The sequence below is a fragment of the Micropruina sonneratiae genome, assembly GCF_025972045.1.
GTDB classification, from domain to species: Bacteria; Actinomycetota; Actinomycetes; order Propionibacteriales; family Propionibacteriaceae; genus Micropruina; species Micropruina sonneratiae.
In genome coordinates, this window is record NZ_JAPDHX010000007.1 from 102,755 (window position 1) to 125,675 (window position 22,921).

Below are 22,921 nucleotides of genomic sequence, written 5' to 3' on the forward strand. Positions count from 1 at the left end.
CGCCGTATCCCTGGCCCGCTGACCAACAAGGAGACTCCGATGAGCCACGACCAGCAACCCGAACCCACTCAGGGCCGGCTATCCGACCTGCCTCTGATCCGCGAGGAACTGCTCACCGAGATCGAACAACGGCACCGCGACGTGGTCCCTGCATTTGAACTGGCCGACATGCGCTGGCACTACCAGCAGGTCATTCGGCACGACGATGCCCGCACGTAGCTACACCGCCGAGCAGCGGGAGGCAGCCGACCAGGCGCGACGCGAACAAGTCGAACAACTCCACGAACTCCTCGCCGAGCAGGTTGGCTCGCTCGACAACCGGGTTGAGTGGGAGGCGTTCTTGCCCTTCGCTCGCGGTTTCACGGACTACTCGTTCCTCAATCGGCTCGCCATCATGGCGCAACGACCGGACGCGACCGCGGTCGCCGGCTACCGAGCCTGGCAAGCGAAGGGCTACCAGGTCCGCAAGGGCGAAACTGCCATCCGCGTCCTGGGACCCGTCATGTGCCGAGCCCAACTGCTGGACCACTCAGGCAATCCGGTGCTCGACGCCGATGGACGGCCACGGGAGACCCGGAAGATCATCGGCGTCAAACCCGTCCCGGTGTTCGACATCAGCCAAACCGACGGCCCACCCGCTCCCCGAGTGCCGACACCGGTGCTGCTGACCGGCCAGGCACCACCCGGTCTGTGGGACTCGCTGGCAGAGGTCGTGGCCCGGCAGGGCTTCATGCTCGAACGCGGGGACTGCGGTGCGGCCAACGGATTCACCAGCTTCGCCGAACGGACCGTCCGCGTTCGCGACGACGTCGACGAGGCGATGGCCGTCCGGGTACTTGCTCACGAGCTCGGGCATGTCTTGCTGGCCGACCCAACCACGGTGGAAGGCATCGTGGACTGCCGCGGAGTCCGCGAGGTCGAGGCCGAGTCTGTCTCGTTCATGGTCGTCGGCGCCCACGGCTTGGACGCCTCCCAGTACAGCTTCCGATATGTCACCGGCTGGGCACACCAAAGCGAAGGGAACCTCACACCCGAGCAGGTCGTCCGAGCCACCGGACAACGAGTCATCGAAACCGTCGACAAGATCCTCGCCCACACCCAACCCAAGCCCTCACCGGCCGAAGACGCGCTTGACGCCTACGAGCACGAAATCAACCGGACCCTCGACGCTCCACGATGGACACCGACAACGTCGGCCTATCCCTCCGGCGTCCAGCACGAACGCGCAGCACAAACCTGGGGGAGCGACCGCAGCCGGCAGACGGTGATTCAGAGATGACTTCTTCTGACGCGCTGTCCCTGGCCATCGGACACGTCCGCAACGCCACCTGGCAACTGCTCAATGGCCAGAGCAGAGACCTGCTCCTCGGCCTGGACTGCCTGGACATCGAGAGTCTGCTCAACCCCGACGACCTCGACCCGGCCGTCGCACCGCTCGAACCTGACGCGGCACGGTCCCTGGCGGCCGCCCGAGCACTGCTTGACCAGATCCCTGACCAGGTGGTGCCGGCCGCCTGGGCGGCACTGCTCGCTCTCACGGTCCAGATCGGTCCGCGATGACCGCCACCATCGCGGACCTGATCCGCCTCTTCGACCGACAGGTCCACGACCTCGGCACCCCGAGCGAGCGCGACACTGCCAACGCCCACGTCGCCGGATGGATGAAGCTCGCCGCAGCCACCCGGCGTACGATGAGCCTGCTGCCTCTGGGTGGACGCTCCGCCCAGGTGATGGCCGGGTTGCGGACAGTTCTGGACCCACTCGTCCACGGTCCCCGTGACCCGCTGGTCAACCCGATACCGGCACCCAGCCTGGTCCGCACGTCGCGAACGATAGGGGCGATCGCGGACGTACTCGCCGAACACCTCCAAGGTGGTGGCCGGCGCGAACAGATTGGAACCGAAGCGATCAAACTCGAAGCCAGCGTCTTGTCGGATGTCCACGTGATCGCGCGCTGGTCGCGCGCGGTCACTGCGTCGCAACGGTTCCCAGGCACGACAGGCCAATTCCCAGCGCAACTTGATGACCTGATCGTTGTCACCGAGCCCTTCGCACTGGTCCCGCGCGAGCGGCGCGCCAGCGTGCTGGAAGGCCTTCGGCTCCCAAACGCGACAGCGCCGGGGCTCGAAGGCGCAGTCACACCGTGGGCCGCCGAGGCAACCCTGATCCTGCAGGAGCGCTACCGCGTCAGCGGCTGGGCCATGCAAGCCATCGCCGGCAACCTCGCGCTCCTCAGCCACACCGCCGGACAGAGTGTGAACCGCGCCGTAGTTGAAGGCGAAATCACAACCTCGCAAGCGGGGGATTTGGCCGGTTGGTTCGCCGAAGCTGCGCGGCTCTGGCGCACCGCTGCCGCCTGGCCCCCGCACATACGGCTTGGCGGTCAAACGCCCATCCTTCGACATCTCGGCCAGGACGTGCGACAGGCGTGCACCAGCACCGTGTCGGGGGTGGATGAGCTAGGAGCACCAATGACGGCCGCGACCAGGCTCTCCCTACTCCACGCGTCAACAATGGACCGGCTCGCCGCCAACAATGAACTGTGGATGCACACCAGCCGAACCAACTACCGCGGCGACGAGATCGAGGCCTGGACTCGACAGCCGCCCGGAACCACCGACAGCTGGCGACTCGTCCACGCAGCCCGGGACGCTCACAACGTCCTTGAGCGCGCAGTCACTCAACTGATCCAGGCGACGCGGGCAGGCGCTCACTTGCCCGAAGGCTGGCCGCGCGAGCAACGCGTGGACCCCGTCCTCAGTCGGCATGGACCAGCCCGACCCCACGCGCCTCAGAGCCCTCTCTTCGATGTCGGGCGATAGCGTATGGCTCCCGGCTCAGGCCCAGGTTATGCACAACCTGGCGCTGCTCCACCGTTGTCCACAACTTCGCGAGGCTGGGGTCGAGAGCCGTCCTCGAGCAGCTACTCTGATCCAGTGTCATTTCCGCTAGATGGGGGCTGATGATGAGTAAACAACCGAACGCAGCCAGAAGTCTCGTGGTCCCTGCGAACTTCATTCAGGCGGTGCGCGAGTCTGGCTACCTCAGCATGTCGACTGCGCTGGCGGAACTGCTAGACAACTCGCTGCAGGCAGGCGCCACTCAGGTTGCCATTAGTGTCTCTAAAGACCTCGGGACTGGGCTGCCGCAGGTGCTGGTCGAGGACAACGGGGCCGGAATGTCCCGGGAAGAACTCGAGGATTGCCTCCGGTTCGGAGGTTCTGCTCGTTTCAATGGGCGGTCGTCTTTCGGTCGGTTTGGGATGGGGCTTCCGGCGGCTTCGCTAAGCCAAGCCCGTAGAGTCGAGGTCGCGGCCTGGCAGGATTATGGGCCTGTCCTTCAGGTGGCGCTCGATGTAGACGCCATCGCAGCCGGCATTCCGGCGACTCTAGAGGCGCGACCCGTTGGGCAGTCTTCGACGGCGTCTGGGTGCCGGGTTGCCTGGCGCTCGTGTGATCGGATCGACTATCGCCGACTGGGTTGGCTCGAGCGAGCGCTGCGGCGCGACCTAGGCCGGATGTACCGGCGGTACCTAAGGTCCGGATGGTCACTCACTCTGAACGGTAGGGCACTGGCACCCGACGATCCCCTCATGCTCGACAAGAGGATTGAGGGTGCAGCGGCAAGCGTCGTGTTCGATCAGCAGGTCTACGAGGTGTCTGTGCCAGGTGGCGGCACCGCGCAGGTGAAAGTCCGGTTCGCGCTGCTTCCAGTGCAGCGGTGGCACCACCTGGACAGCGTCTCTAAACGCCACCTCGGCATCGTGGGAGGAGGCGGCGTGTCAGTGCTGCGGGCTGGTCGCGAGATTGCCCACGGCTGGTACTTGATGGGTAGCAAGCGGAAAGAGAACTACGACGACTGGTGGCGCTGCGAGATCGAGTTCGAGCCAATTCTCGACGAGCACTTCGGTATCACTATCAACAAGCAGGGCATCCGGCCATCGCCAGAGTTGCGGGACTCGATCGCGCCGGAATTGGAGTCCATCGCGCGAATCCTGAACGCACGAGTTCGACAGGCCTTTGAGGACGTGAAGTTTCAGACCGCAGCCGAGGCTTCCTGCCGGGTTGCGGAAGCAGCAGACCCCGACTTGCCGGTGCTCTCCGGCGCCGGCGGAGCGGGTCACTCGCTCCGCTACCGCATCGGTACGGCGCAGTTGCCGGCAGAGTCGATGCTCGCGACGAACCTCCACGACGGCGTCCTGGAGGTGCAACTGAACGTGGATCACCCTGCGTTCAAGGCGATCTACCAGCCCCTCCAAGCACTCCCCGAGGACACAGGTTCGGGGCTGCGCACCGCGATCGAGCTACTGCTTCTAGCCTTAGGGCGAAGCGTGCTTTCAGCGCCCGATCACGCTGATCACTTGATTCACCAACTAGGCGAAACCTACGGACGGATGCTGCAGAAGGCATGACCACAACCAAGTACATTCCGCTAAATCTTCCCAGCGGCACGCCTAGGCGCGAGAGGCAGGGCTACCTTCGGCTCTGCCGACTCCTCTCTGCCCAGACGCTCAGTGAATCACCGAGTAGAACCCACGACGACTGGATGGCTCTGGCCAAACTGGGCGACCTGTACGTGCAGCCGACCCTGGCGGCGGCTGCTCACACAGTCATCGATCTTGTCGCACAGGGATGGACCGTCCAGGTCGACCGACTCGGCCCTCTGTTCTCCCCGCCCGCGCCTCGTAGCGACAGGGCTGCAGAGAAGGCTCGGATCAGGAGCCAGGAGCACCTGCGAAGGGATGAGCAGCTTCGAAAGCCAAGCGTTCGTCGGTTCGTCCTGGGGATGGAGCAGCCGCATGTCCACGGCGATCGGTTGGTGTCGATCTTCGACTTGATGAGGGACGGACGGGAACTGTCGGCTGCACTCGATGAGGATCCGATCGGCAGCACCGCCATCAGGCCGTATGTGCAGGTGGTCGATGACTCGACGTGCACGTTGACGGGATTCAGACTTCAGGACATCTGGCGGTACTTCCGGCACACATGGTCGAACGCATATGCCTCGGTGCCGGGCCGCTCGATGTCGATTCTGATCCGGGATGCCGTCACCCCCTACCACGCGGTGATCGGCCTGGCAGCTGTGTCGAGTCCGATCGTTCAGATCGCTGAGCGTGACACCTGGATGGGTTGGGAGACCGACACCTTCGTTCGCGGTCTCTCCGAAGAACCGACCGAGAAGGCTGCTCGCTGGGTGGCTTCGCGCATTCAGGCCCAGCAGGACGAGATCTATGTCTACGACCTGCTCCGTGACGGAGTCCTGCAGCCGTCAGATCTCACCGCGCCCACTGACGACGCTATCGCACGGCTCAACGCGGACGCGGAGCGACATCGACAGCGACACCATCGCTCGGCGTCGATCCGTCAGGTCCGCAGCATCGACAGGGGGGATTGGGTTGCGCGAGCGCAGACGGACCTCTTCCGAAGCAAGCGTGCCGCTGCACTGGCGGAAGCTCTCGATATTCGGATGGTCTTAGGCTCACACCTTCTCCCTGAGTCGTCGGTCGAAGGACTGCGTCATGCGCTTCAGGACGCGCGTGCCCGAACTCAACTGCGGCGCCTAGTTCGAAGGGCGCGGGGCGAGAGGGTTGGGACGGTGATCGCTGACCTCACCGTCTGTGGGGCGATCGCACCGTACAACGCGCTCGCTGCGGGCAAGCTCGTCGGCGCTCTTGCTGTGTCCCCGACAGTCCTGGAGGCGTACCAGCGGAAGTACAACCGACCCAGTGAGATCGCCTCGTCGATGGCTGGGCGTCCAGTTGTGCGCGAGTCCCGGCTCTCGCTGATTGCCACGACGTCCCTGTATGGAACTGGTTCCAGCCAATACAACCGCCTCTACTGGCCAGCGGACGTCCTGGGCGGGCCAGCAGGTCAGCGCATGGGCTTCCACGAGCTAGGTCGATCTAGATCGTATGGGACATCGCACCTGACCGATGAGTCGGTAAAGGCCCTCCTCCGATTCTCGGTGCTGAAGGACTCATCAGTGCGTGTGAACAGCCTCTTCGGGGAAGGAGTAAGTCCGCGACTTCGCAAGGTGCGTCTCGGCTTGTCCGCGCTCGGCTGGCCGACAGACGACCTTCTCAAGCACGGCAGAGAACGCATCGTCTATGGCGTCCCTCTCGTGAGCAACTTGACGGACTACTCGATCGGCGTCGATTCGACGCCGGACTACCTATTGGACACAGAGGTTGAGGATGGCGACCAGCGGATTGCCGACTGGTGGCTGGTCCGATGGGCAGCGAGGCGCGCGGCTCAGGAACCGGTACGCGACGCCATGCAGGCTCATCGCCTCACTCGCCCGATCACCCATGGCGCTCGAGTGCGGCTCCCCGAGAGTGATGGCGCAGTTGATCAGCTTCCGCTGATGGCGCAGCCCTCCTAGGTGCTGGACTCAAGCACGAACACTTCGGTAGTCACGACCATTGAGCCGATAGGGGACGGAACTTCGGGATCGGACTCGGGGCGAAGTCCGAGCAGCCGCACCCGGTCCCCGACTTTGAAGCCCGGTTCCATCGTCGCGGCGCGGAGCAGCATCTGCTGTCGCCCATCACCGTCGAGCAGCCACCAGCTCCGCTGTCCGTTCTTTTCTCCGATGACGGCTTCGAGGTCGAACCAGTCGTCGTCTGGGGAAGAACTCTTCGCTGGCGCGACGGATTCCCAATAGGCAGGGCAGAGATGGCGCACGGAGCAGCCATTGCACGTATCCGCACTGGGGTTCGCACTCGGCGAGTCAGATCCGGCCTCCTGTGATGCGTGATTAATTTCGGCCTTGAGCTTGGCGGCTAACCCCGCGAACTCGGACCTGCCCGGAACATCGACGCTCACCTCATGATCTCGATATGCCGCGGTGAGGGTGGTTGCCCGCAGATGCCCTGGGTTGGACTTGTCGTCGGCGTTCCAGAGCAGGGCATACAGATGGAGTTGATCCGCGTGGCTCGGAGACTCGGCACCAGTCTTGAAGTCGACTATCTCGACCCGAGCATCCTCGATCGTGAGGAGATCAACGCGGCCATGTAGCCGCAAGCTGTCGGCTACGAGCCTCACCTCGGCGTGCGAGCCGGCTGCGAGCGCCCGACGATCTCCCTTGGATGTGTGGCGCTGGCCGGTTGGAGCGACGGCCGCTCTTGGGGCCCCGCGTACAAACCGTGTTCGGCTCAGATAGGTCTGAACCTGGGCCCGTGCATCGTGCGTCCGTTCCCGCAACTGCCGCTGGAGTCGCCGCTTCCGGTCAGCACTCAGGCGAGGGTTCGTCTCAAGTGGTACCAACTGGCGCGCCGTCTCATCCTCGACGACCGCACGGAGCCCACCAAGCGTCACGAGAACTTCCGATGCTTCCGCGGTCCTCGGCGAAGCAACCCCCGCGTTGGCGAGCGCCTTGAGGATCGCCTCAAGTGCGCCATGGACCACGTTCCCGAACAGCGAGGCGAGGGACGGCAGCGACGGGTACCCGTAGCCTGACCACAGGTCCGGGTAGTTCGCATGTTCCAAGCAGTAGCGGAGCGGGCAGACAGCGATGTCCTTCAGTGTTGAGTAGCTCCAGTGTTCCGGCGGATCTGCCAGCACGGCACGGCCCCGGGCCACTCCAGTCTCAAATGTCCGGGCCGTTGCTGTCACAGCAGGATCTTCTCGACGCTCAGGCTCGCATTAGGCAAGCTGCGGGAAATCTCGATGTCATCAACTAGATGCACCGGAACTGCGACTTGGTACTCCATCGCGTCGTTGAGGAACTTGTCGGGAGCGAGTTGTGGTGCAAGTGGGCTGTGTACGCCGAAGATGAACCGGCGGTCGCTCTTAGTTGCCAGGATCGGCGCTGTCACCGGCGCGATTCCCGCGAAAGTGACGGTGGCGTTGCGCTCGAAGCTGACACCGGGGATGCCTCGTCCCACCAAGTCGTTGTAGAGCCGACTTGTCGAGAGTTCGAGTCGATCAGGATCAAGCGTCGGGATGGTACCGTCTCGCAGGTAGCGAAGGAGACTCGCTCCAACCCTGCGATCGAGCAGGCCGTGTTCGAACCGATTGCGGAAGCTGCGGAGGCAGCGGTAACAGGATTGGTCACAACCAGCCGGGCAGTGTTCGAGGCGATCGAGCGTTGCCCTGAGGACCTTGTCGCCGAGGTCGTGGACCCTGTGCGTGAAGCCAGCGCCGCCGGCTAGGGTGTCGTACAGGTAGATCTCGGCCTCCAGGCCCTCGGCGCCACTGGGCGTCAGTGCTGGTCGGAACTCTGCCTGCAACTCAGTTGCGTCGATCTCCAAGAGGTCAGTTGCAGCAATCGTCATAGCCTCGGCGATCGTGCGCAGCGCGACCTGCGTGGCTAGTAGGTGTGGAGCCAGGCGGACTGGCGAGTCCACTGAGAAACGCACGAGCAGCACGTCGGTGATGAAGTCGGTGCCCAAGACCAAGCCGTTCCATGCAGACGACCCGCTACAAGTGGGTTCCTGTTCATCCGGGTAGGACTTCTTGTGCTGCCCGACGACGGTCCCCGTGGGACTAGCCGTCGGTTCGATCCGCCCGCACTTGAAGCAGTACGTGTATCCCTCGTTTCGCGGGCCTGTGTTGGTCACGATCAGCGTCTCGCGGTGGTAGGTCTGCTGGACGTGATCGGTCACATATGACCATGCCGAAGCATCGTCAGGACCTGGTGCAACCAACTTCGCCCGGGTCGCATAGCTTGACGCGGGGGAGTCGTCCGGACTAGTGCCTTCGGACTCGTAAGCGGGGTGCGCAAAGCCCGGAGGACGCAGCCATGCCATCGCCTTGCCAAAGGTCAACTCGCCACCGCATGCGGGGCAATCCCGCTCGTTGCCTGGCTGTGCCTCGTCCTGTTCGTAGTACTTCGCGTAGTGGCAGATCCTGCACTCGAAATAAAGCTTGTGTGCCTTCCACGCGTTGAAGCGCTCAGACTGGATTGGCGAGTAGATCGCGCCAGAGTGCCACTCCTTGTTGTCGATCCAAACGATCTTCCCAGGCGCGTACTGGCTGAGAGCGATGGGAAGGCCCTGGCTCGGCGCGTAGCGGAACGCGGCCCGGTATGGTGCCGACTGGTCAACATCGAAGACATGGAAGCTCGCGACATCGGTCGGGAATGCGTAGCGCGGCAGGACGCCCTTGTAGAGCAGGCGGTCGAGCAGATTGGTCTGGCTTCGCTCCGGTCTTGGGACCTCCGCCCCATCCTCGGCGGGACCTTCGGCCTCGACCTCCTCGGGTTCCGGCGTCAGGTCACCTTCCGCTGGTTTGGGCGCCGTCGCGTTAGCCGTGAGGTCGAGTGCTTCGTCGATGCTGGAAAGCGTCCTCGAGATGAAATCTTCGAGTACTGATGCCCGCCCCGTCGGGGTCAGCTCGGACGGGAGCCAGTCGTCGATGTCAGCGCGGAGCGCCGGCTCATGAACTGAGAGCCAAGCGGCGAAATCGGTTCGGTTGAGCGGCGAGCTGTTACCGATGAAGTCCGGAACCGTCCCCAGTACCTCGAACAGCTGAGACGACTGGGTATGGGGATCAAAGACAGGCAGCCGATCCTGGTGGTAGCGCTGGAGCAGGTAGGCGATGACGTGCCTCATGGCGATCTCGTCGTTGTCCATCGTGAGTATGGGATCGACAACCTCGCCGCGGATCATCTCTGCTGGCGTTCGGAAGTAGTGGTCGTCATGTGTATCCGAACTGCCGAACGCCACTACTGTCGCAACGGCGTTGCCGCGACGCCCGGCCCGGCCGGCGCGCTGCTGGTAGTTGGCTCGAGATGGTGGCATGTTGCGCAGCGCAACTCCGGACAGCGCGCCGATGTCAATGCCAACCTCCATCGTCGTGGTGCAGGACAGTACGTCGATAGCGACCCGCTCCTCTGAACCGCCAGTCGGCAGTTCGATGTCTACGTCCTGGAAGAGGAGTTCGTGTTCTTCGGCCTTGGAGAAGACAGCCTCCGCTTGGGCCGCGTTCAACTGAGCGGTGTGCTCCGCGGCGATGATGCTCATTGGTGGCTCGGGAGGATTTGCCAGTGCTCGGACGGTGCTGGCGCGGTAGTACCCCTTTCGCGCCTGAAACACCGGATCGGTGTCGGGGTTAAGAGTTCGCACGCTGTCAGAACCGCAATTGACGCATCGGGTCAGTCCAGGGAAGGGGCGCTGCGTGAACCGGCATCGCTCGCAGTACCCCCAGGTTCCTGCGGTTTCAAGTGCGATTTTGTTGGCCAGCAGATAGAACTTGTTTCCTCCGGCTGACTCACAGAACCGCTGGTGCAGAACAGGAAGCCACTCCTTATTGAACTTCCTCGTCAGAGGAGCGTCACCAATCCATCGTTCGAAGGGGCGGAACTTACCGGCGTGTGGCCGTACCCCGCCCTTTACCCCTCGCCAGACGCCGGTCATGCTCGGAAACCAGATGCCCTGACTCGGTGTCGCCCACTGCGCCAGCCAGAGGCGAACTAGTGCGGTCTTGGAACTCTCCGTGTCTCCGATGCCCGGCAGATCGGTAAGGTCGGCGAGTAGCGCTGGTAGGTCTGCCTCCCTCTCACGCAGTGAAGCCAGCCCGAGTGCCGCCAAGCCGTAGTAGCGGTCGGTCAGAGTTGTGTAGATGGCGCGCATCAAGGACTCTGGTGGCTGCATCGGCAGCGTAACTAGCTCCATGCGCGCGTCTTCATCCCCGGCCAGGGCGCCCTCGTCAATTAGGCGGCCAACGTCCTTCAAAATGCCCATCGACTCGCTCTGCCGGAGTTCGGGGCGAAGGCGCACCGACAACACCTTCGACCCGACTAGGGCCGCGAGAACCAGATGATGGAGCCCGAGCTGCTTCCTGAGGCCGGGCAACTGCCCGAGTTCGCTCCACCCGCGAATGATCACTGGTCGAATGACGTCGCGCATGGCGTAGCTCTGAAGGTTCGGCGCGAGGCGAGCGGCGACCTGGCGAGAGTCAGAGAAGGCGAGAACTTTGCGACCCCGAAGTGGCGCAAAGTCACGGTAAGGCTGAGATGGTGGCTGGACTTCGATCTGGCGTGCAACCAGTGCCTGGAATGGTTGGTCGCCCTTCGTCTGGTGGTCCTGGACGGACGACCGACCGTATCCCGCAGTGCGTCCACACACGCCGCATGGCTTGAACTCGCCGCTCGTCTTGATCTTGCTGTCCCCGTCGTCGTCCTCGCCGCCGTCATCGGCGTCGACTACTTCGCCGTCACGCCTGCCGGGAAGATAGACACTCCTTGTGCGGGCGCCGAGTCTGTTCGGATTGAGCCGTCCCGTAATCAGGTCAAGGTCAGCGATTTCGGCGGCCTGGCGAGGGTCCGGCTGCTCAACCAAGAGATCAATCGGCTGCAACTCTTGAACTGCCCCAGTCGTGGTCTGGAAGCTGCTGCCGGGTTCTTGCCAGAGGGAGCTCGGGTTCACGACGTCATCTGTGTATGCGCGTAGGTAGGCAGATCCGCAGTGCCGACAAGTGAACAGCTCAAACACTCGGGCGCCACATTCGCAGGACTCGCGCGGTTGCCCATAGAGCTTGCCCACGGGAGCATCTGTCGAATTCAGCGAGACATCCACCGCCCCACAGTCAGGGTCGGCACACGCCCACAGGCCCGGGAGACCCCGGTAGAAGGCGTGAACCCGGCAGGGCAGAAGACCCGCGTCCCCAGGGTCGAGGCGAGCTGAGCTGCCCAAGGCCACGAGTGCGGTGACCGCCCGGTCTGCCGTCTCGCTGACGGCATTGGGGAAGATCTTCGTGCCCAACTCGCTGACGGGCTGTGCCTCCTGCATCGTTTCGTTGACGAGCAGGCCCAGCGGCTCGAAGGTTGAGAGCGCATCTAGAAGAAGGCCACCAACGCTTGTGCTTAATGAGGACGAGACTCCCCTCGCGTCCAACAACTGTGCGACCGCCGAAATCCGTTGGGCTTCCGTGTTGGCGTCGTAGAACTCGTCAAGAGGTAACCCGGCCAGAAGTGCCGCATCTTCGGCGGACCCAGCCCCAGAACGCGTTCGGAGCGCCAACTTGCCCTGGATCGTCCGAAAGTCCTCCACATCCTTGCCGCTCAGTTGGGCGGCGAATTGTCGGGCGTACTCAGGGTCGCTGAAGCTGGCGCTAGTGGCGATCACTTGTAAACGATCTGCTGGGATACCTAGCCGCGTGCGCAGCCGGCGGAGCAGCAAGGCCACCTCGGCGCCAGCTGCGCCCCGATACAGGTGCGCCTCGTCGACTACCAAGAGGAACTTCTCGTGTGGGTTACTCGAAAGCCAATCGCGTGTGGCGTCGAAAACAGGACGCTCAAGTGGGCGCATCATCATGTACTCGAGCATCGAGTAGTTGGTGATCAGCACGTCGGGCGGGGCCGCGAGCACCTCATGGCGGGTGAGTAGCTCGGAGTCCTCGGGCTGCATGACTGCGCGGACGAACTCGCCGGCGCGCTTCCAGTGGGCGCCCTTGTCGCCGTACCAGGCACGGAGATCCGGCTTTGCCGGCCACTTGCCTCGCTCCTTCAGCTTCCCGACGAGGTCGACCGCGGCTGCGTGGTTGCGCGCAGCGGGGTTGGCTTGACGGTCGAGGAGGTCGAGGTAGAAGTCCTCGATGGACCTGAGTCTCGTCTGATCCCGATCCACTTTGCGCACACCTGGATAAAGGGTCCGGCTCGTATAGCGGGCAAAGCGGGCGGGGCGTCCTGCCCACCCTTGGAACTGGCTGGACACACGGTTGTCGCCTAGAAGCAGTCGCAGGCGTCCAAGCTGGTCGTTGACCAGGGCGTTCATTGGGTACAGGATCAGCGCTCGCACCGCAGGACGAGCGAAGGATTGGGGTTTGTGCTTGGCTTCTCGGGCGAGCTTCGCCAGCATCGGAAGCAGGAAGGATTCGGTTTTGCCGGAGCCGGTGCCCGTCGTGACTGCGAGACTCAACGCGTCTCGCATGGTGAGTTCAAGCGCCTCGGCTTGGTGCGTGTACGGGGGGTCGTACAGCAGGGGGGCGCCCCCCACGCTGCTCGTGAGCGACGCAAACAACTCCAGCACTGCGTCGTCCAGTTCAAGGTCCGAGAACCGGCGGTTGGTCTGGTATCGCGGGGTGCTCTCAATGAAAGGTGACTGGGAGATGACGCCCTCTTGTTCCAGAAGCGCTCGCCGCTGTTCGACCAACATGGGGTGGCCGATGTGGTATGTCGCCTCGATGTACTCGCGCAGTGCTGACTGGATCTTGTCAATCGTTTCGGCGATCGTGGGTGCTTCTGCCGTCACTGGCCCTCTCCCTCATTCATGCTCATCCACAAGGTGCTGGTCAGCACCGATTGAAGTTCCTCGAGTGCGCCGGCGGGAATGCGATATGAGAATAGGGCGCCGCGTGACCTATCCACTGGGTTCCCTGCCAGTTCCAGGTACCGCTCCGCCCAACTGGGCAGCGGGGCGAACAGGTCGACGATGTACTCCGCCGTCGGCGTTGCCCCTGGGATCGCGAGTGTTCGGAAGGACTGCGGCGCCCCGCGCTCCGCATCGATCGCCGCTTGTAGGCGCCAGGCTTGATCGCGGGCTGGCGATGTCGAACCACCGAAGGGCAAGTCGATGAGCCGTTCCGCGTTGCCGTCCACCAGACGAACAAGGCACCAGAGGTCGGATCCATACGCCTGTGGGCGTCGACCAACGAAGTCTCCACTGTCACCGGTGCTGGGCGGGCGCCATCGGCCGTGGTAGTACGTTGGTTTAGCCGCTGGATCGATAATCGTGAGCCCGTCGATGTGTCCTGCAGCGCGTCCGACGGCCAAGCGATGTCGGAACTGCTCAAGGTACGCGCTTGCAGGGGAGGTACTCGGTTGGCCGATCCACTGTTTCGTCCCGATTCGGTGCAGTCCAAGCGCCTTCAGTTGGCTGTCTGCCTCGCTGCTATCAAGCACGACGGCCCTTTTGTGGCCCACGTACTCAACAGAAGTCTCGTCCGGCACTAGCGCCTTACCTGAGGAGCGGATGCCAGTGAGCAGATATTGGCCCGGCACCTTCTCAACATAGCTGGGCGGACCGAGATAGAGCAGGCGCGTCGATCGTTCGGGTGTTGCCTCGGCGAGTTCCAGTAGGTCACCGGTTGAGATCAACTGCTCGAGGAGAGTCGCGACTTCGTCCCGCTCGAGTGGTTCGTCGAGCAGGGGATTCAGGACCTCTAAAGTTGTGTCGACCAATACACGCGGCGTTGTCGGGCAGAGGAATGACGCTGCTCGACGCAAGGACGCGCAGATCGTTTCGGGATGCTCTAGGACGAGGATCTCCGGATCAAGGCCGAGTGTCGCCACTGCAAGCGCGACTACCTCGTCGGCTCTCCGAGTCGCGATGTCCATCAGGACCAGCCTCCCTCGTCGTCGGCGTCATCGAGGATCCGAACACCGAGCACCGCCAATCGAGCCAGTCGGAGCAACACCGGCGCGTTCAGTGCCTTCTGAATAAGGAGGTCTCTCTCGCTGGCCGGCCAATGCTTAACTTCGCCGGGCCGATCCGCCAAGGTCAGGAGGAATCGAGGCGCAGATTGATGTTCCCCAAGTCCGCGACGCCGGAGCGTCGGCCCCACGACGTTCGTGAATCCGGTGATCATGGCGACGGGGGACTTCCACTCCCACAGTTGCTTGCAGATCGCGTCGGCCACACGCCACTGGTCCATGTTGTCGCTCACGGCATCCCTGAGGTGCCTGAGTCGATCGTGTGCGCCAGCAAGACTGCGCTCAGCCGCGGCCCACCGTCCACCGCCGACGATAGAGACGAGCGCAAGCGTGACTGCCTCAAGCACACGGTTCCTCTGGTGCTGGGCAAAAACGTCGCCAGGTAGGTCGGCGTCGGCCCACATCTGGTGCCCGTCGATCAACTGTAAGAGCCCTGCAACAGTCCGGGCAGTGGACTGTACCTCGGGGGCTCTTCTCGCCGCGAGCACGCTGCTGGGCTGAGCCGGAAGAAGTGCCGTTGTCGCGACGTCGAGTCCGGCACCACAGCGTGCAAGGAGGAGCCCCCCCGTATCAGGAACGAGAGGATCGATACTCGGATCGAGATCTTCAGGCTTCATCGGCTTCTCAACACGGAACAACTGCACCCGGGTGCCGTCGACGTCGGTTCGGTCGATCAGGTGCGCCCGACTGTGGTTGCGCCCGCGGAGGATTTGCCATCGCAGCGGCTGGAATCCTCGATCGGCTCTGAGTGAGGCGAAACCTACGCCCGCTCGCGACACGGACACTTCCAGAGATTCGGCTAGATCGAAATGGGCCTTGAAGGTCCTGTCACCCCGAAGATCGTCGGCGATTCGAGTCCAGTTCGACTCGTTCACGGGCAGCGCCACGGTGCGCGATACTCTTCCGAGTCGCGCCCCAGTCTCGGAGTGGAGTGAGACCACCAGATCGACTTTCATTCCCTCCGGGCCCACGATTGTGACGGCCGCCGGCTCCCAGAGCTCACTCATGGTCGGGCGTGCCGGCGAGGTCAAGAGGCGGATGCCTTCGCCAACTCCACTCGCGTAGCTATCCGTCTCAGGGTCGCGAATCGCGATCATGAGTGAGCCCTCGGCAAGCGTCTGGTGCTGCCCACCCGTGAGCGAGACCCGCAGTTCGTGTTCCCCGAGCGGCAGATCGTCCAGACTCAGAAAGAGCTCTCGGTCACCCTCCGGCCAGTCTAGGTTGTACCTCTCGCCGGCGAGGGTGAGGGTGCCACCGGTAGGAATCTGTTCGGCTCGAATGCCGATCAACCCAGGCTCGCCTGCCAACCACTCGACCGAGCCCTCACCGTCCCACGAACTCGCGGCGATACCGACCGGGCGAATGGCGATGTCGGCCCGAACGCTCAGCCCGGCGGCCACGAGTGCAGCGGAGTCCTCATCCGTTAGGCGCTCCGGCACGGTCAGCCGCACCACCGTCGCGTCAGCAATGTCGAACCGTACTGACCTCACACCGGGAACGGTGGTCGGGTGCCACGTTCTGTCATGCACTAGGTAGTAGGTGTCGCCGGGGTGAACAAGTCGACCCTTCACCTCGGTGGCCAGACCTGGAGAGCGCTGCTTGAACAACCAGATTGGGCCACGTGTGATCTCGACCTGGTCGCGTAGGAGGTTGTTCACGTCCTGCTTCCCGTCCTGCAACTGAACGAACGGTCGATCGGGGTTCGGCCACCGGGTGAGTCGCACTGGCGGGCTTTGAGTGGCGAGTCGACCTCTCGCCAAGATGGTGTCGTCGGCACCTTCGAGTCTGGCTTGTCGACGGGCCAGTTCTTCGTACACGTGCGGAAGGCGACGGTTCAGATTGCTGAGGTCGGGCAGCTGTGCGTAGGCATGCCAGCCCTGCCCGGTGTTGCGCAAGATCAGGTGCGGATCGGTTGGGATCGGCAGCCTGTCCTGCGGCTCGCAGACTCCTCCGCTGCAGGGTCGACCCGGCTGGAATCCACGGGCTCGCACCAAAGTTGCGGCAGCGCGAGCTCCTTGCAGCCACAACTTCGCCTCACGTTCTTGCTCAAGGCCATCCACCAAGCGCATCAGCGTTGAGTGCAGTAGGTAGGGGGACTCCTCTCCTTCCCCAGAGAGCAGAGCGGCCGCCACGTGACCTAGCAGCGATATATTCGTGCAGAAGATTCGAAAACGCTCGGTGTAGTTCCAGGCGCGGGCGGCCAACTGCTTGCCGAGCTCCTCAGGGTGTTGCAAGAGGCGAGTGGTGAGGCCCATTCGGAACTCGTACAGCAACTGCGCGAGGTATCGCTGCAAGTACACTGGCAGAACGGCATGTGTAATCGGCCAAGCGATGATCGTGAAGTTCTCGGCGAACGCACCCTGAGGCACTGCCCCGCCGTACTCTGTTGCAAACCTGCGGAACAATTCACGAATGCAGTTCCGGTCGCCGTGGGCCTCCCACCTTGGGGTCACCTCCTCGAACCGTGGCCAATAGTCGTTGCCCACATACTCGTATCCAACCTCGGCTGCGTAGACGATGAAAGGCAGCCATGTACGGCTCCAGTAATGGCGGCGGAAACCACGTGACACAGCGTCTCGGACACAAGCCTTCAGCGACTCTAGGTCGCTGTCAGAGAGTCCGTGTTCAAGGGCGAACACCGGTGAATTGCCGCCGAGTGATGCTCGCCGCAGGTGGAGATCGCGGAAGTGAACATCCAAGTGCGACTGGAGTTGCGACAGAACGTCCAGCAGGTTGGCGGGCTCCACTCTTGCTTCTTCTTTCATCCAGGAGATCTGTGGGTCTCCGACAGACCCATACCCCAAAGTGTGACGCGGGTCACTGACAATCTTCACTCCAGCCGTGGAAACCGACCAGTCTTCGAGCGTCGTCCACACCCGGGGGGCCACCGCCAATTGGGCCGTGCGTGCTGGCCGAGGGTATCGCCTCGATGGCGTATCCAACGGTCTCTGCCCCCAAAAGCTCGATGACCGGTCTACTGCCGATCAATGATCGGGCGTTCGACACCGTCGTCAACCGGTCCGATCGTCACCGATCTCGGTCTACCGAGGAATCTCCTCGAAGCCAGCCTTCTTCGATTTGAGCACCCATTGCCGCGCCTTGCTCTCAGCGGAACTTAGACTACTCTCGATCCTCCTCATACCCGGGCCTGGGCCAACGTAGTTGTACTCGAGGTCTGAGATCAGGCCATCGTCCTTGAACTTGAAGTGATCGAACCCGGCATCTGCGCGGAGCGCATGGCCACAGTTGAAGTTGATCGTACGGGGGTGCGAAAGGGTATCTGTAAGAAACACATGAAGTTGCCCCGGGCGGTTCCAGTGGTTGAGCCTTCGAAGCACTTTCGCAACTTCCTCGATCCCGAACGGCTCAGCCTCCTTCTTGGTGCTGTCTTTGGCCAGCTTTGCACCGTTGTAAGCGTAGATACTGACCTTGGCACTGGGGGGGAGGTCTCGATCCAGTGAGTCAAGTAGCCAGATTAGGTATTCGGCACTTTCTGGCAACTGCCGACGGACGAGGAGGCCGGAGAAAAGGTATCGATCGGAAATGCTCACCTCTGTTGATAGGCGGGCCAGAGGTGAGAAGTAGCGAGCCCATATCTCGGTACGATTAGTGCCCGCTTGAATAACGGTGGCTTCCCGAAGCGTTCGCAGCGAAGTGATCGTTTCGCATTCGTCGATGGCGCTTGGTAGGGTGAGTTCGAGGTTATCGTTGATCTGAACGAACTCGTCCTCGTTATAGAGAACTTGCTCAAGGAGGGTTCCGAGGCCGGGGATTCGAGATGCACCGTCGACGACGACAAGATCAGCGCAGCCGCTGAAACCTTCGAGGTCACCCAACGCGCAGTAGTCCTGAGTGGATAGATCTCGTGAGGGCTTGATCCGTACGACGCCGTGCGCGCGATCGTTGAGCGAACTGAGGACCGTGCTCCACAAGTCGTAACCCAATGTGTTTGCTTGATCGAGGATTGCCTGAGTCAACTCTCGTTGATCCTTCTCGCCCATCAAGCTCAGAACACCAAAGGCCTCAATGACTCGGGCCAGTCGCCGGTTCTGCGTCAGGAACGCGGCCCCGCCCCCGTTCGGGACGGCTAAGGCGCGGGGGTCGAGCGCGAATCGGCCGATCACTCCCAGCCTCCGAGCACGTCTTCCAGGCGGTCGTCGTAGAAACCGGTGGGCCATGGGTCGAGGAGTTCGCCTTGCGCGCCCAGCCGTATTCGCCGAACCGAGGCACCATTTTCGGTGTTGTTGTCGACGTAGAGCACCGCAACCTCGTCTGGGAGCAGCTTCCCTCGACGAATGAGTCGTCGGACACGCAGCAGGATGCTCTCGGAATGTGTCTCGAGGATGACCTGGTTGCGGAATGCGGTGATGGAGGTTGCGAACAGGTTCCCCAGCCTCGACTGCAACCGTGGATGCAGGTGAAGTTCTGGTTCCTCGACACAGATGAGCTGGTGCCGGGAGTGTACGCACGCGTCGATTACCGGCAATAGCTGCCCCACTCCGTAGCCGACCTCGTCAAGGCTGACCAGTGCGCCTGAACGCAGGTCCTTCAGATCCCATTCCCGCGCCAACTCTATTGCGGCGCTGTCACCAGCAACCTCGCCGAGCCGCAGTCCTTCGGCGGTGAGACGTGGCTCAAACTCATAAGGAACCTCTAGCTGGCTCATCATCTGGTTCAAGACTTCGTACCCTCTGAAGTCAGCGATGCCCCATTGGCCGTAGTTCACCAGCTCGAACGGTGGGAACTTCCGGTTGAAGGGGCCTTCCAGGGGAACGTAGGCGGCGCCTGGCTGCCCACGCTGCGGACCCAGGTACCTGAGCAAATACGCCATTGCGAAGAGGTCCGACTTGAGCGCTGTGCTGGGGTGAGCGAACAACTCGGCGTCGGCAACCTTGATCTCGCTCGTCCAGTCCCCGCCGGGCCGCTTCTCTCGCACCTCGTACGGCACCAACGACTCCGTGCCGAAGGCCCTCGCGGGATCGAATTCCGGGTCGAATGGGTCAGGGTCCTCGAGGCCGATGATCTTGCGAGACAGATCGGCCTCACCGAGCATGCCCAGACCGGAGGTCAGGTAGTCGACAGGGCCGATCGGATTGGGCGCGAACTCAAGTTCTGCTCGTGCCACCTCGCCGTCTCCGGTCCTGAAGTCAACCCCCAGCCTGAGTTGACGTCGCCAGTGGACACGCTCGGGATCGTCCGGGTCGGGAGTCTCCCAGGTGAGCAGGTTCCGAAGCGCCACCGAGTTCTCAAACGCCTTCCTCCAGACCTGAAGCGCGTCGCGGCGACCTACATTGACTGCGTTCATGAAGAGCTTCAGTCCGCGGAGAATGGTCGACTTGCCTGCGGAATTCGGCCCATAGATCAGGGTCAGCGGCGCCAGCTGCACTCGGTGCTCACCCGCTAGCGCTTTGAGGTTCTCGATGTAGATCCGGTCGAGGAGTGCAGTCGGTCGACTCATCTCAAGGGGCTTGGAGATGGGCGTCGCACCGGCATCCTCGATGCGAGAGGGCGTCCGCGGAGTTCTGAGGTCCTCGGCAGGATCTGCGAGCAGGCGCTCGTTGAAGTCCGTTAACTGTTGGACTTCGTCTTCGATCCGCTCAGCCTCACGCTGCCGGGCCGCATCCTCGCGCTGGATCTGGACCTTTCTACGAGCAGCCATCTCCCTCCGGTCCAGGCCGATCCAGTCGGGGCCATAACTGAGACCGGCGAGTGCCTTCGGACTCTCACCAGATCGGTCTGTCGAGTTTGGCATGGTTGCTCCTTGGCTCCTGATGGTATTGACGAACTTGGCGGCTGTCAGGCCGCGGCCGCCAGGCGAAGTCGAGCTTGCCGTCGGGCCGCTTCCCGGTGACCTGGACGTAGATCGTCTGGCCGACGTTGAACAGGACGGTCGCGTCCTCGACCCGTTGGCCTCCGTTGAGCGGTGCCATCTCCTTCACGTGGAGCAGGCCGGTTTCGCCGGACGGCAGGGTGATGAACGCGCCGAGTGACGGCTTGACGCGGGTGACCTCGCCCCAGCATGGCCGGTAGCCGGTGGACTTGGCAGGCGGAACGGCGGCCTTGATTTTGGCGACGTCGACCATGCCGTGGGCGATGATCTTGGCCATTTCGACTCGGTGCCGCACCTCGGTGTACAACACATCGATGACTTGGGAGGACCTGCTCGATCCTCTGAGCAGATCGAACACTTGATTGGACCTGCTCGCTCCTTGGTCCTGGTGAGCCTTGTAGAGGAGGGCCTTCTCCAGATCGGCGGAACAGGCCGACCGGAGCACCTCCTGGGCGATCGTCTCAGGGCATGCGAAGGTTCCCGACGGCGCCTCACGCAGAATCGCGATCAGCTCGTTCTCCGCTTGGGCGAACTCCTTCGACAGGTAGATCTTGGCGATCGCCCAGGCCCGTTCCAGGTTGTGGAGTTGGCGCGGATCACCGCCAACCTGGTCGAAGACGGCAGTCATGTGCATCGTCTCCAACTCCTGGATGTAGTCAAACGGCACTACACCTGTGGCGACCTTCGTCGACATGGCGACGAAGGAGGCGACGCTGCTGGTGCTGACACGGGCGAGCTGGTTCATGGGGAGACCCTTCTTGTTTGCGGCAAAGTCGTGTTCGGCGGCCGCGGCGGTGATGGTGGCCTCGGGGTACGAGACTCGTTCCAGCGCCCAGCGGGCGTGTTCGATGACGTCTTGGTCGACGAAGTCGCCCCGCGTCAGAGGTGGCTGCTGGCCGCCCATGACTCGAATGAGCGAGCCCGTGGTGGTGCGGTTGCTGCGGACCGATTCGCCGATCGTTTGGCCGGCGCGGCCCTTGCTGTAGTACTTGCCGTCGTGATTGCCGTGCGCTTTCAGCGCCGCGATCTGCTTCGGAGTCGCAGGCTGCGACCACATGCGTGTGTTCGCTGCACCCGGCGTGAAGGACGCGTTACCCCTCGATGACCCACCGGAGGAGGATCCAGCCTTGCCCGAACCACTGAGCGCCGGCGACTCGCCCTGCGGCCTAGCACCGTATGAGCGGGCTGACGTCGGCCCGCCTCTACCCTTTGACGACCCGCCCGAGGAGTACGATCCGCCGCCGGAACCGCCCGCGGATGAACCGCCTCGGAAGGGCCTCCGCTCGCGTATCCCTTGCCCATGATCGCCTCCTCCCGCGTGATGTTCGTCCGGCGCAAAGTCGAGAAACCTTACACGGCTTTCGGAGCGTGTCAAGCCCCGTGTAGGTGATGTAGCGAAAGCGCTGCCAGGTCGCTTCTGGCGACGCCGTCATCACGGGCGAGCACTCCGCCGGATATGCATGCATATCAAGAGCGCGGGAGGGTTAGGTCGCAGGACGGAACCCCCGGCGCTAATCCATGCAACTCGGCACCCCGCTGCAAATGAGCGTATCAAGTGCGCGGCTGACGGCGGTTTGGACAGCGAGGTCGGTCGGCCGGATGGCGATTGGGGGCACTTCCCAATCATGGACGCGCCAGTTCTCACCATGAAGGTCAAACGACCTGGCTCCGGTTCGACTGACCAGTTATCGGTGCGGAAGTCGATGTCTCGCCATGCCTCAGTTGCGGTCAGTCCACAGGCGATGAGCTCTGGGACCTCGTTGCGGAATCTGTCTCTCAAAGTGCTGCGCGTTGAGGGACGTGGCCAGGCCAGGGGCCGGCTCAGGCAGCGCCGTAGTGGCCTGGGTCACCTACAGAAACCCCGTGTCGACCAGTCTTGAGGGCCCTCGCGTCGGCATTGACATCAAAACACCTAGCCAAGACCTGCTTCCGCGATCAATCATTGTTTGGGGTATTGTCATGGCTGTGGCGACGCACTGAGGGGTCGCATCGGGGGAAGCGAGAGAAGCGTGCCAAAGGGTCATCGGTGCCCCGTGTGCGGCGAGTACAAACTGCAGCCGTACACGACGAACCAATTGAAATGCTCCAACTGCCACACGGTCGTGAAGAAGGATGCACTTTGAGCGGACGATTCCCGTACGTCGAGTGGTACTGCGATCGCTGCAACGCTTACTGAACGGGCCGTCAGGGTTCGATGACAGTAAGTACACGTGGACTTGCGAGGGGTGCGGTCACAAGAACCGCACCTCTAGAAACAACTTCCACGAGTCTGATGCAGCCTCTCGGGATAGCCACGCTGCGCGCTGACCGTGCGGGACAGAGGCGGATTGGTGGCGAGGCACCGTGTCGAGGATATGCGCGACAGTTCACCAATCGAACGGCCAGGTGGGAAGCCAGGTTGGAAGTTTGGTCTCATTCGTGTGCGTTCAGCTTTGATCGCTGGTGTGCGGCATTTCGGTGAATCGCCTAGCCATGGCCATATATGAACGGTCCAGAAGACCGGGGGGCCTGCTACTAAGCGGGTGCCAATCATTGACGTATGCAAGACGTCGACTGAAGGTGTCCCGATCGAGAAGCGAGCGGGGCCTAGGTGTACCCGGCCATGAGGTTGGTACCAGCGTGCCGGTTTGATTGAGCGAGAACCCCCGGATGGGATGTGGCTTGTCGAAGGTCACATCAACACCGGAGGTTCTCGTGTCCCACGGTAGTGCCCGGTTG

At 62.8% G+C, this 22,921-nt stretch carries 13 protein-coding genes and 1 pseudogene; 7 read left to right on the forward strand and 7 right to left on the reverse strand.

The genetic code is table 11. The features are described 5' to 3' along the window. The first annotated feature begins 39 nt into the window (after positions 1 to 39). From OIE40_RS15850 to OIE40_RS15875, 7 genes and pseudogenes are all read left to right on the forward strand, one after another. Positions 40 to 219 (forward strand): hypothetical protein, encoded by a 180-nt coding sequence (locus OIE40_RS15850; RefSeq protein ID WP_264703831.1) that lies wholly within the window; start codon positions 40 to 42, stop codon positions 217 to 219. After that, the gene (locus OIE40_RS15855) at positions 206 to 1,279 is read left to right on the forward strand and encodes an ArdC family protein (RefSeq protein ID WP_264703833.1); all 1,074 of its coding nucleotides are present in this window, start codon (positions 206 to 208) and stop codon (positions 1,277 to 1,279) included. Before OIE40_RS15850 ends, OIE40_RS15855 begins: the two co-directional genes overlap by 14 nt. Beyond that, positions 1,276 to 1,560: a hypothetical protein gene (locus OIE40_RS15860; protein ID WP_264703835.1), complete on the forward strand. Its 285-nt coding sequence runs from the start codon at positions 1,276 to 1,278 to the stop codon at positions 1,558 to 1,560. Before OIE40_RS15855 ends, OIE40_RS15860 begins: the two co-directional genes overlap by 4 nt. Next, positions 1,557 to 2,822, forward strand: coding sequence for a hypothetical protein (locus OIE40_RS15865; RefSeq protein WP_264703837.1), 1,266 nt, complete (start codon positions 1,557 to 1,559; stop codon positions 2,820 to 2,822). Before OIE40_RS15860 ends, OIE40_RS15865 begins: the two co-directional genes overlap by 4 nt. A 227-nt stretch (positions 2,823 to 3,049) precedes the next feature. Then, positions 3,050 to 3,355 (forward strand): annotated as a pseudogene (locus OIE40_RS17090) (ATP-binding protein); the annotation flags it as partial. A gap of 237 nt (positions 3,356 to 3,592) precedes the next feature. Beyond that, positions 3,593 to 4,411 carry a hypothetical protein gene (locus tag OIE40_RS15870; RefSeq protein ID WP_264703839.1) on the forward strand — a complete coding sequence of 273 codons (819 nt, stop codon included), beginning with the start codon at positions 3,593 to 3,595 and terminating at the stop codon, positions 4,409 to 4,411. A 134-nt stretch (positions 4,412 to 4,545) separates the two neighbouring features. Further along, entirely contained in the window at positions 4,546 to 6,381 is a 1,836-nt protein-coding gene (locus tag OIE40_RS15875; RefSeq protein WP_264703841.1) for a DUF4338 domain-containing protein, read from the forward strand. On the opposite strand, the gene OIE40_RS15880 is transcribed toward OIE40_RS15875, so the two are convergent. The 7 genes from OIE40_RS15880 to OIE40_RS15910 form a co-directional block, all read right to left on the reverse strand. Then, complete coding sequence (locus OIE40_RS15880) at positions 6,378 to 7,562, reverse strand: RecB family exonuclease (RefSeq protein ID WP_264703843.1); 1,185 nt, start codon at positions 7,560 to 7,562, stop codon at positions 6,378 to 6,380. The genes OIE40_RS15875 and OIE40_RS15880 overlap by 4 nt on opposite strands. A gap of 47 nt (positions 7,563 to 7,609) precedes the next feature. Beyond that, a complete protein-coding gene (locus OIE40_RS15885) occupies positions 7,610 to 13,192 on the reverse strand; it encodes a DEAD/DEAH box helicase (protein ID WP_264703845.1) in 5,583 nt (1,860 codons plus the stop codon). Continuing rightward, positions 13,189 to 14,277, reverse strand: coding sequence for a hypothetical protein (locus OIE40_RS15890; protein ID WP_264703848.1), 1,089 nt, complete (start codon positions 14,275 to 14,277; stop codon positions 13,189 to 13,191). The genes OIE40_RS15885 and OIE40_RS15890 overlap by 4 nt, the downstream gene beginning before the upstream one ends. Next, positions 14,277 to 17,120, reverse strand: coding sequence for a hypothetical protein (locus OIE40_RS15895; protein WP_264703850.1), 2,844 nt, complete (start codon positions 17,118 to 17,120; stop codon positions 14,277 to 14,279). The genes OIE40_RS15890 and OIE40_RS15895 overlap by 1 nt, the downstream gene beginning before the upstream one ends. Before the next feature lie 294 nt (positions 17,121 to 17,414). Next, on the reverse strand, positions 17,415 to 18,497 hold the full coding sequence (locus OIE40_RS15900; RefSeq protein ID WP_264703855.1) for a hypothetical protein: 1,083 nt from the start codon (positions 18,495 to 18,497) through the stop codon (positions 17,415 to 17,417). Next, positions 18,494 to 20,125 (reverse strand): AAA family ATPase, encoded by a 1,632-nt coding sequence (locus OIE40_RS15905; protein WP_264703856.1) that lies wholly within the window; start codon positions 20,123 to 20,125, stop codon positions 18,494 to 18,496. Before OIE40_RS15905 ends, OIE40_RS15900 begins: the two co-directional genes overlap by 4 nt. Further along, positions 20,097 to 21,260 carry a S1 RNA-binding domain-containing protein gene (locus tag OIE40_RS15910; RefSeq protein ID WP_264703857.1) on the reverse strand — a complete coding sequence of 388 codons (1,164 nt, stop codon included), beginning with the start codon at positions 21,258 to 21,260 and terminating at the stop codon, positions 20,097 to 20,099. The genes OIE40_RS15905 and OIE40_RS15910 overlap by 29 nt, the downstream gene beginning before the upstream one ends. Positions 21,261 to 22,921 lie beyond the last annotated feature (1,661 nt).

Excerpts from the sequence above, each read along its gene's own strand:
- OIE40_RS15875 (WP_264703841.1), top strand. The coding sequence starts at position 4,546 with ATGGCTCTGGCCAAACTGGGCGACCTGTACGTGCAGCCGACCCTGGCG.
- OIE40_RS15855 (WP_264703833.1), top strand. The coding sequence starts at position 206 with ATGCCCGCACGTAGCTACACCGCCGAGCAGCGGGAGGCAGCCGACCAG.
- OIE40_RS15910 (WP_264703857.1), bottom strand. The coding sequence starts at position 21,260 with ATGTGGTCGCAGCCTGCGACTCCGAAGCAGATCGCGGCGCTGAAAGCG.
- OIE40_RS15860 (WP_264703835.1), top strand. The coding sequence starts at position 1,276 with ATGACTTCTTCTGACGCGCTGTCCCTGGCCATCGGACACGTCCGCAAC.
- OIE40_RS15865 (WP_264703837.1), top strand. The coding sequence starts at position 1,557 with ATGACCGCCACCATCGCGGACCTGATCCGCCTCTTCGACCGACAGGTC.
- OIE40_RS15905 (WP_264703856.1), bottom strand. The coding sequence starts at position 20,125 with ATGCCAAACTCGACAGACCGATCTGGTGAGAGTCCGAAGGCACTCGCC.
- OIE40_RS15890 (WP_264703848.1), bottom strand. The coding sequence starts at position 14,277 with ATGGACATCGCGACTCGGAGAGCCGACGAGGTAGTCGCGCTTGCAGTG.
- OIE40_RS15870 (WP_264703839.1), top strand. The coding sequence starts at position 3,593 with ATGCTCGACAAGAGGATTGAGGGTGCAGCGGCAAGCGTCGTGTTCGAT.
- OIE40_RS15850 (WP_264703831.1), top strand. The coding sequence starts at position 40 with ATGAGCCACGACCAGCAACCCGAACCCACTCAGGGCCGGCTATCCGAC.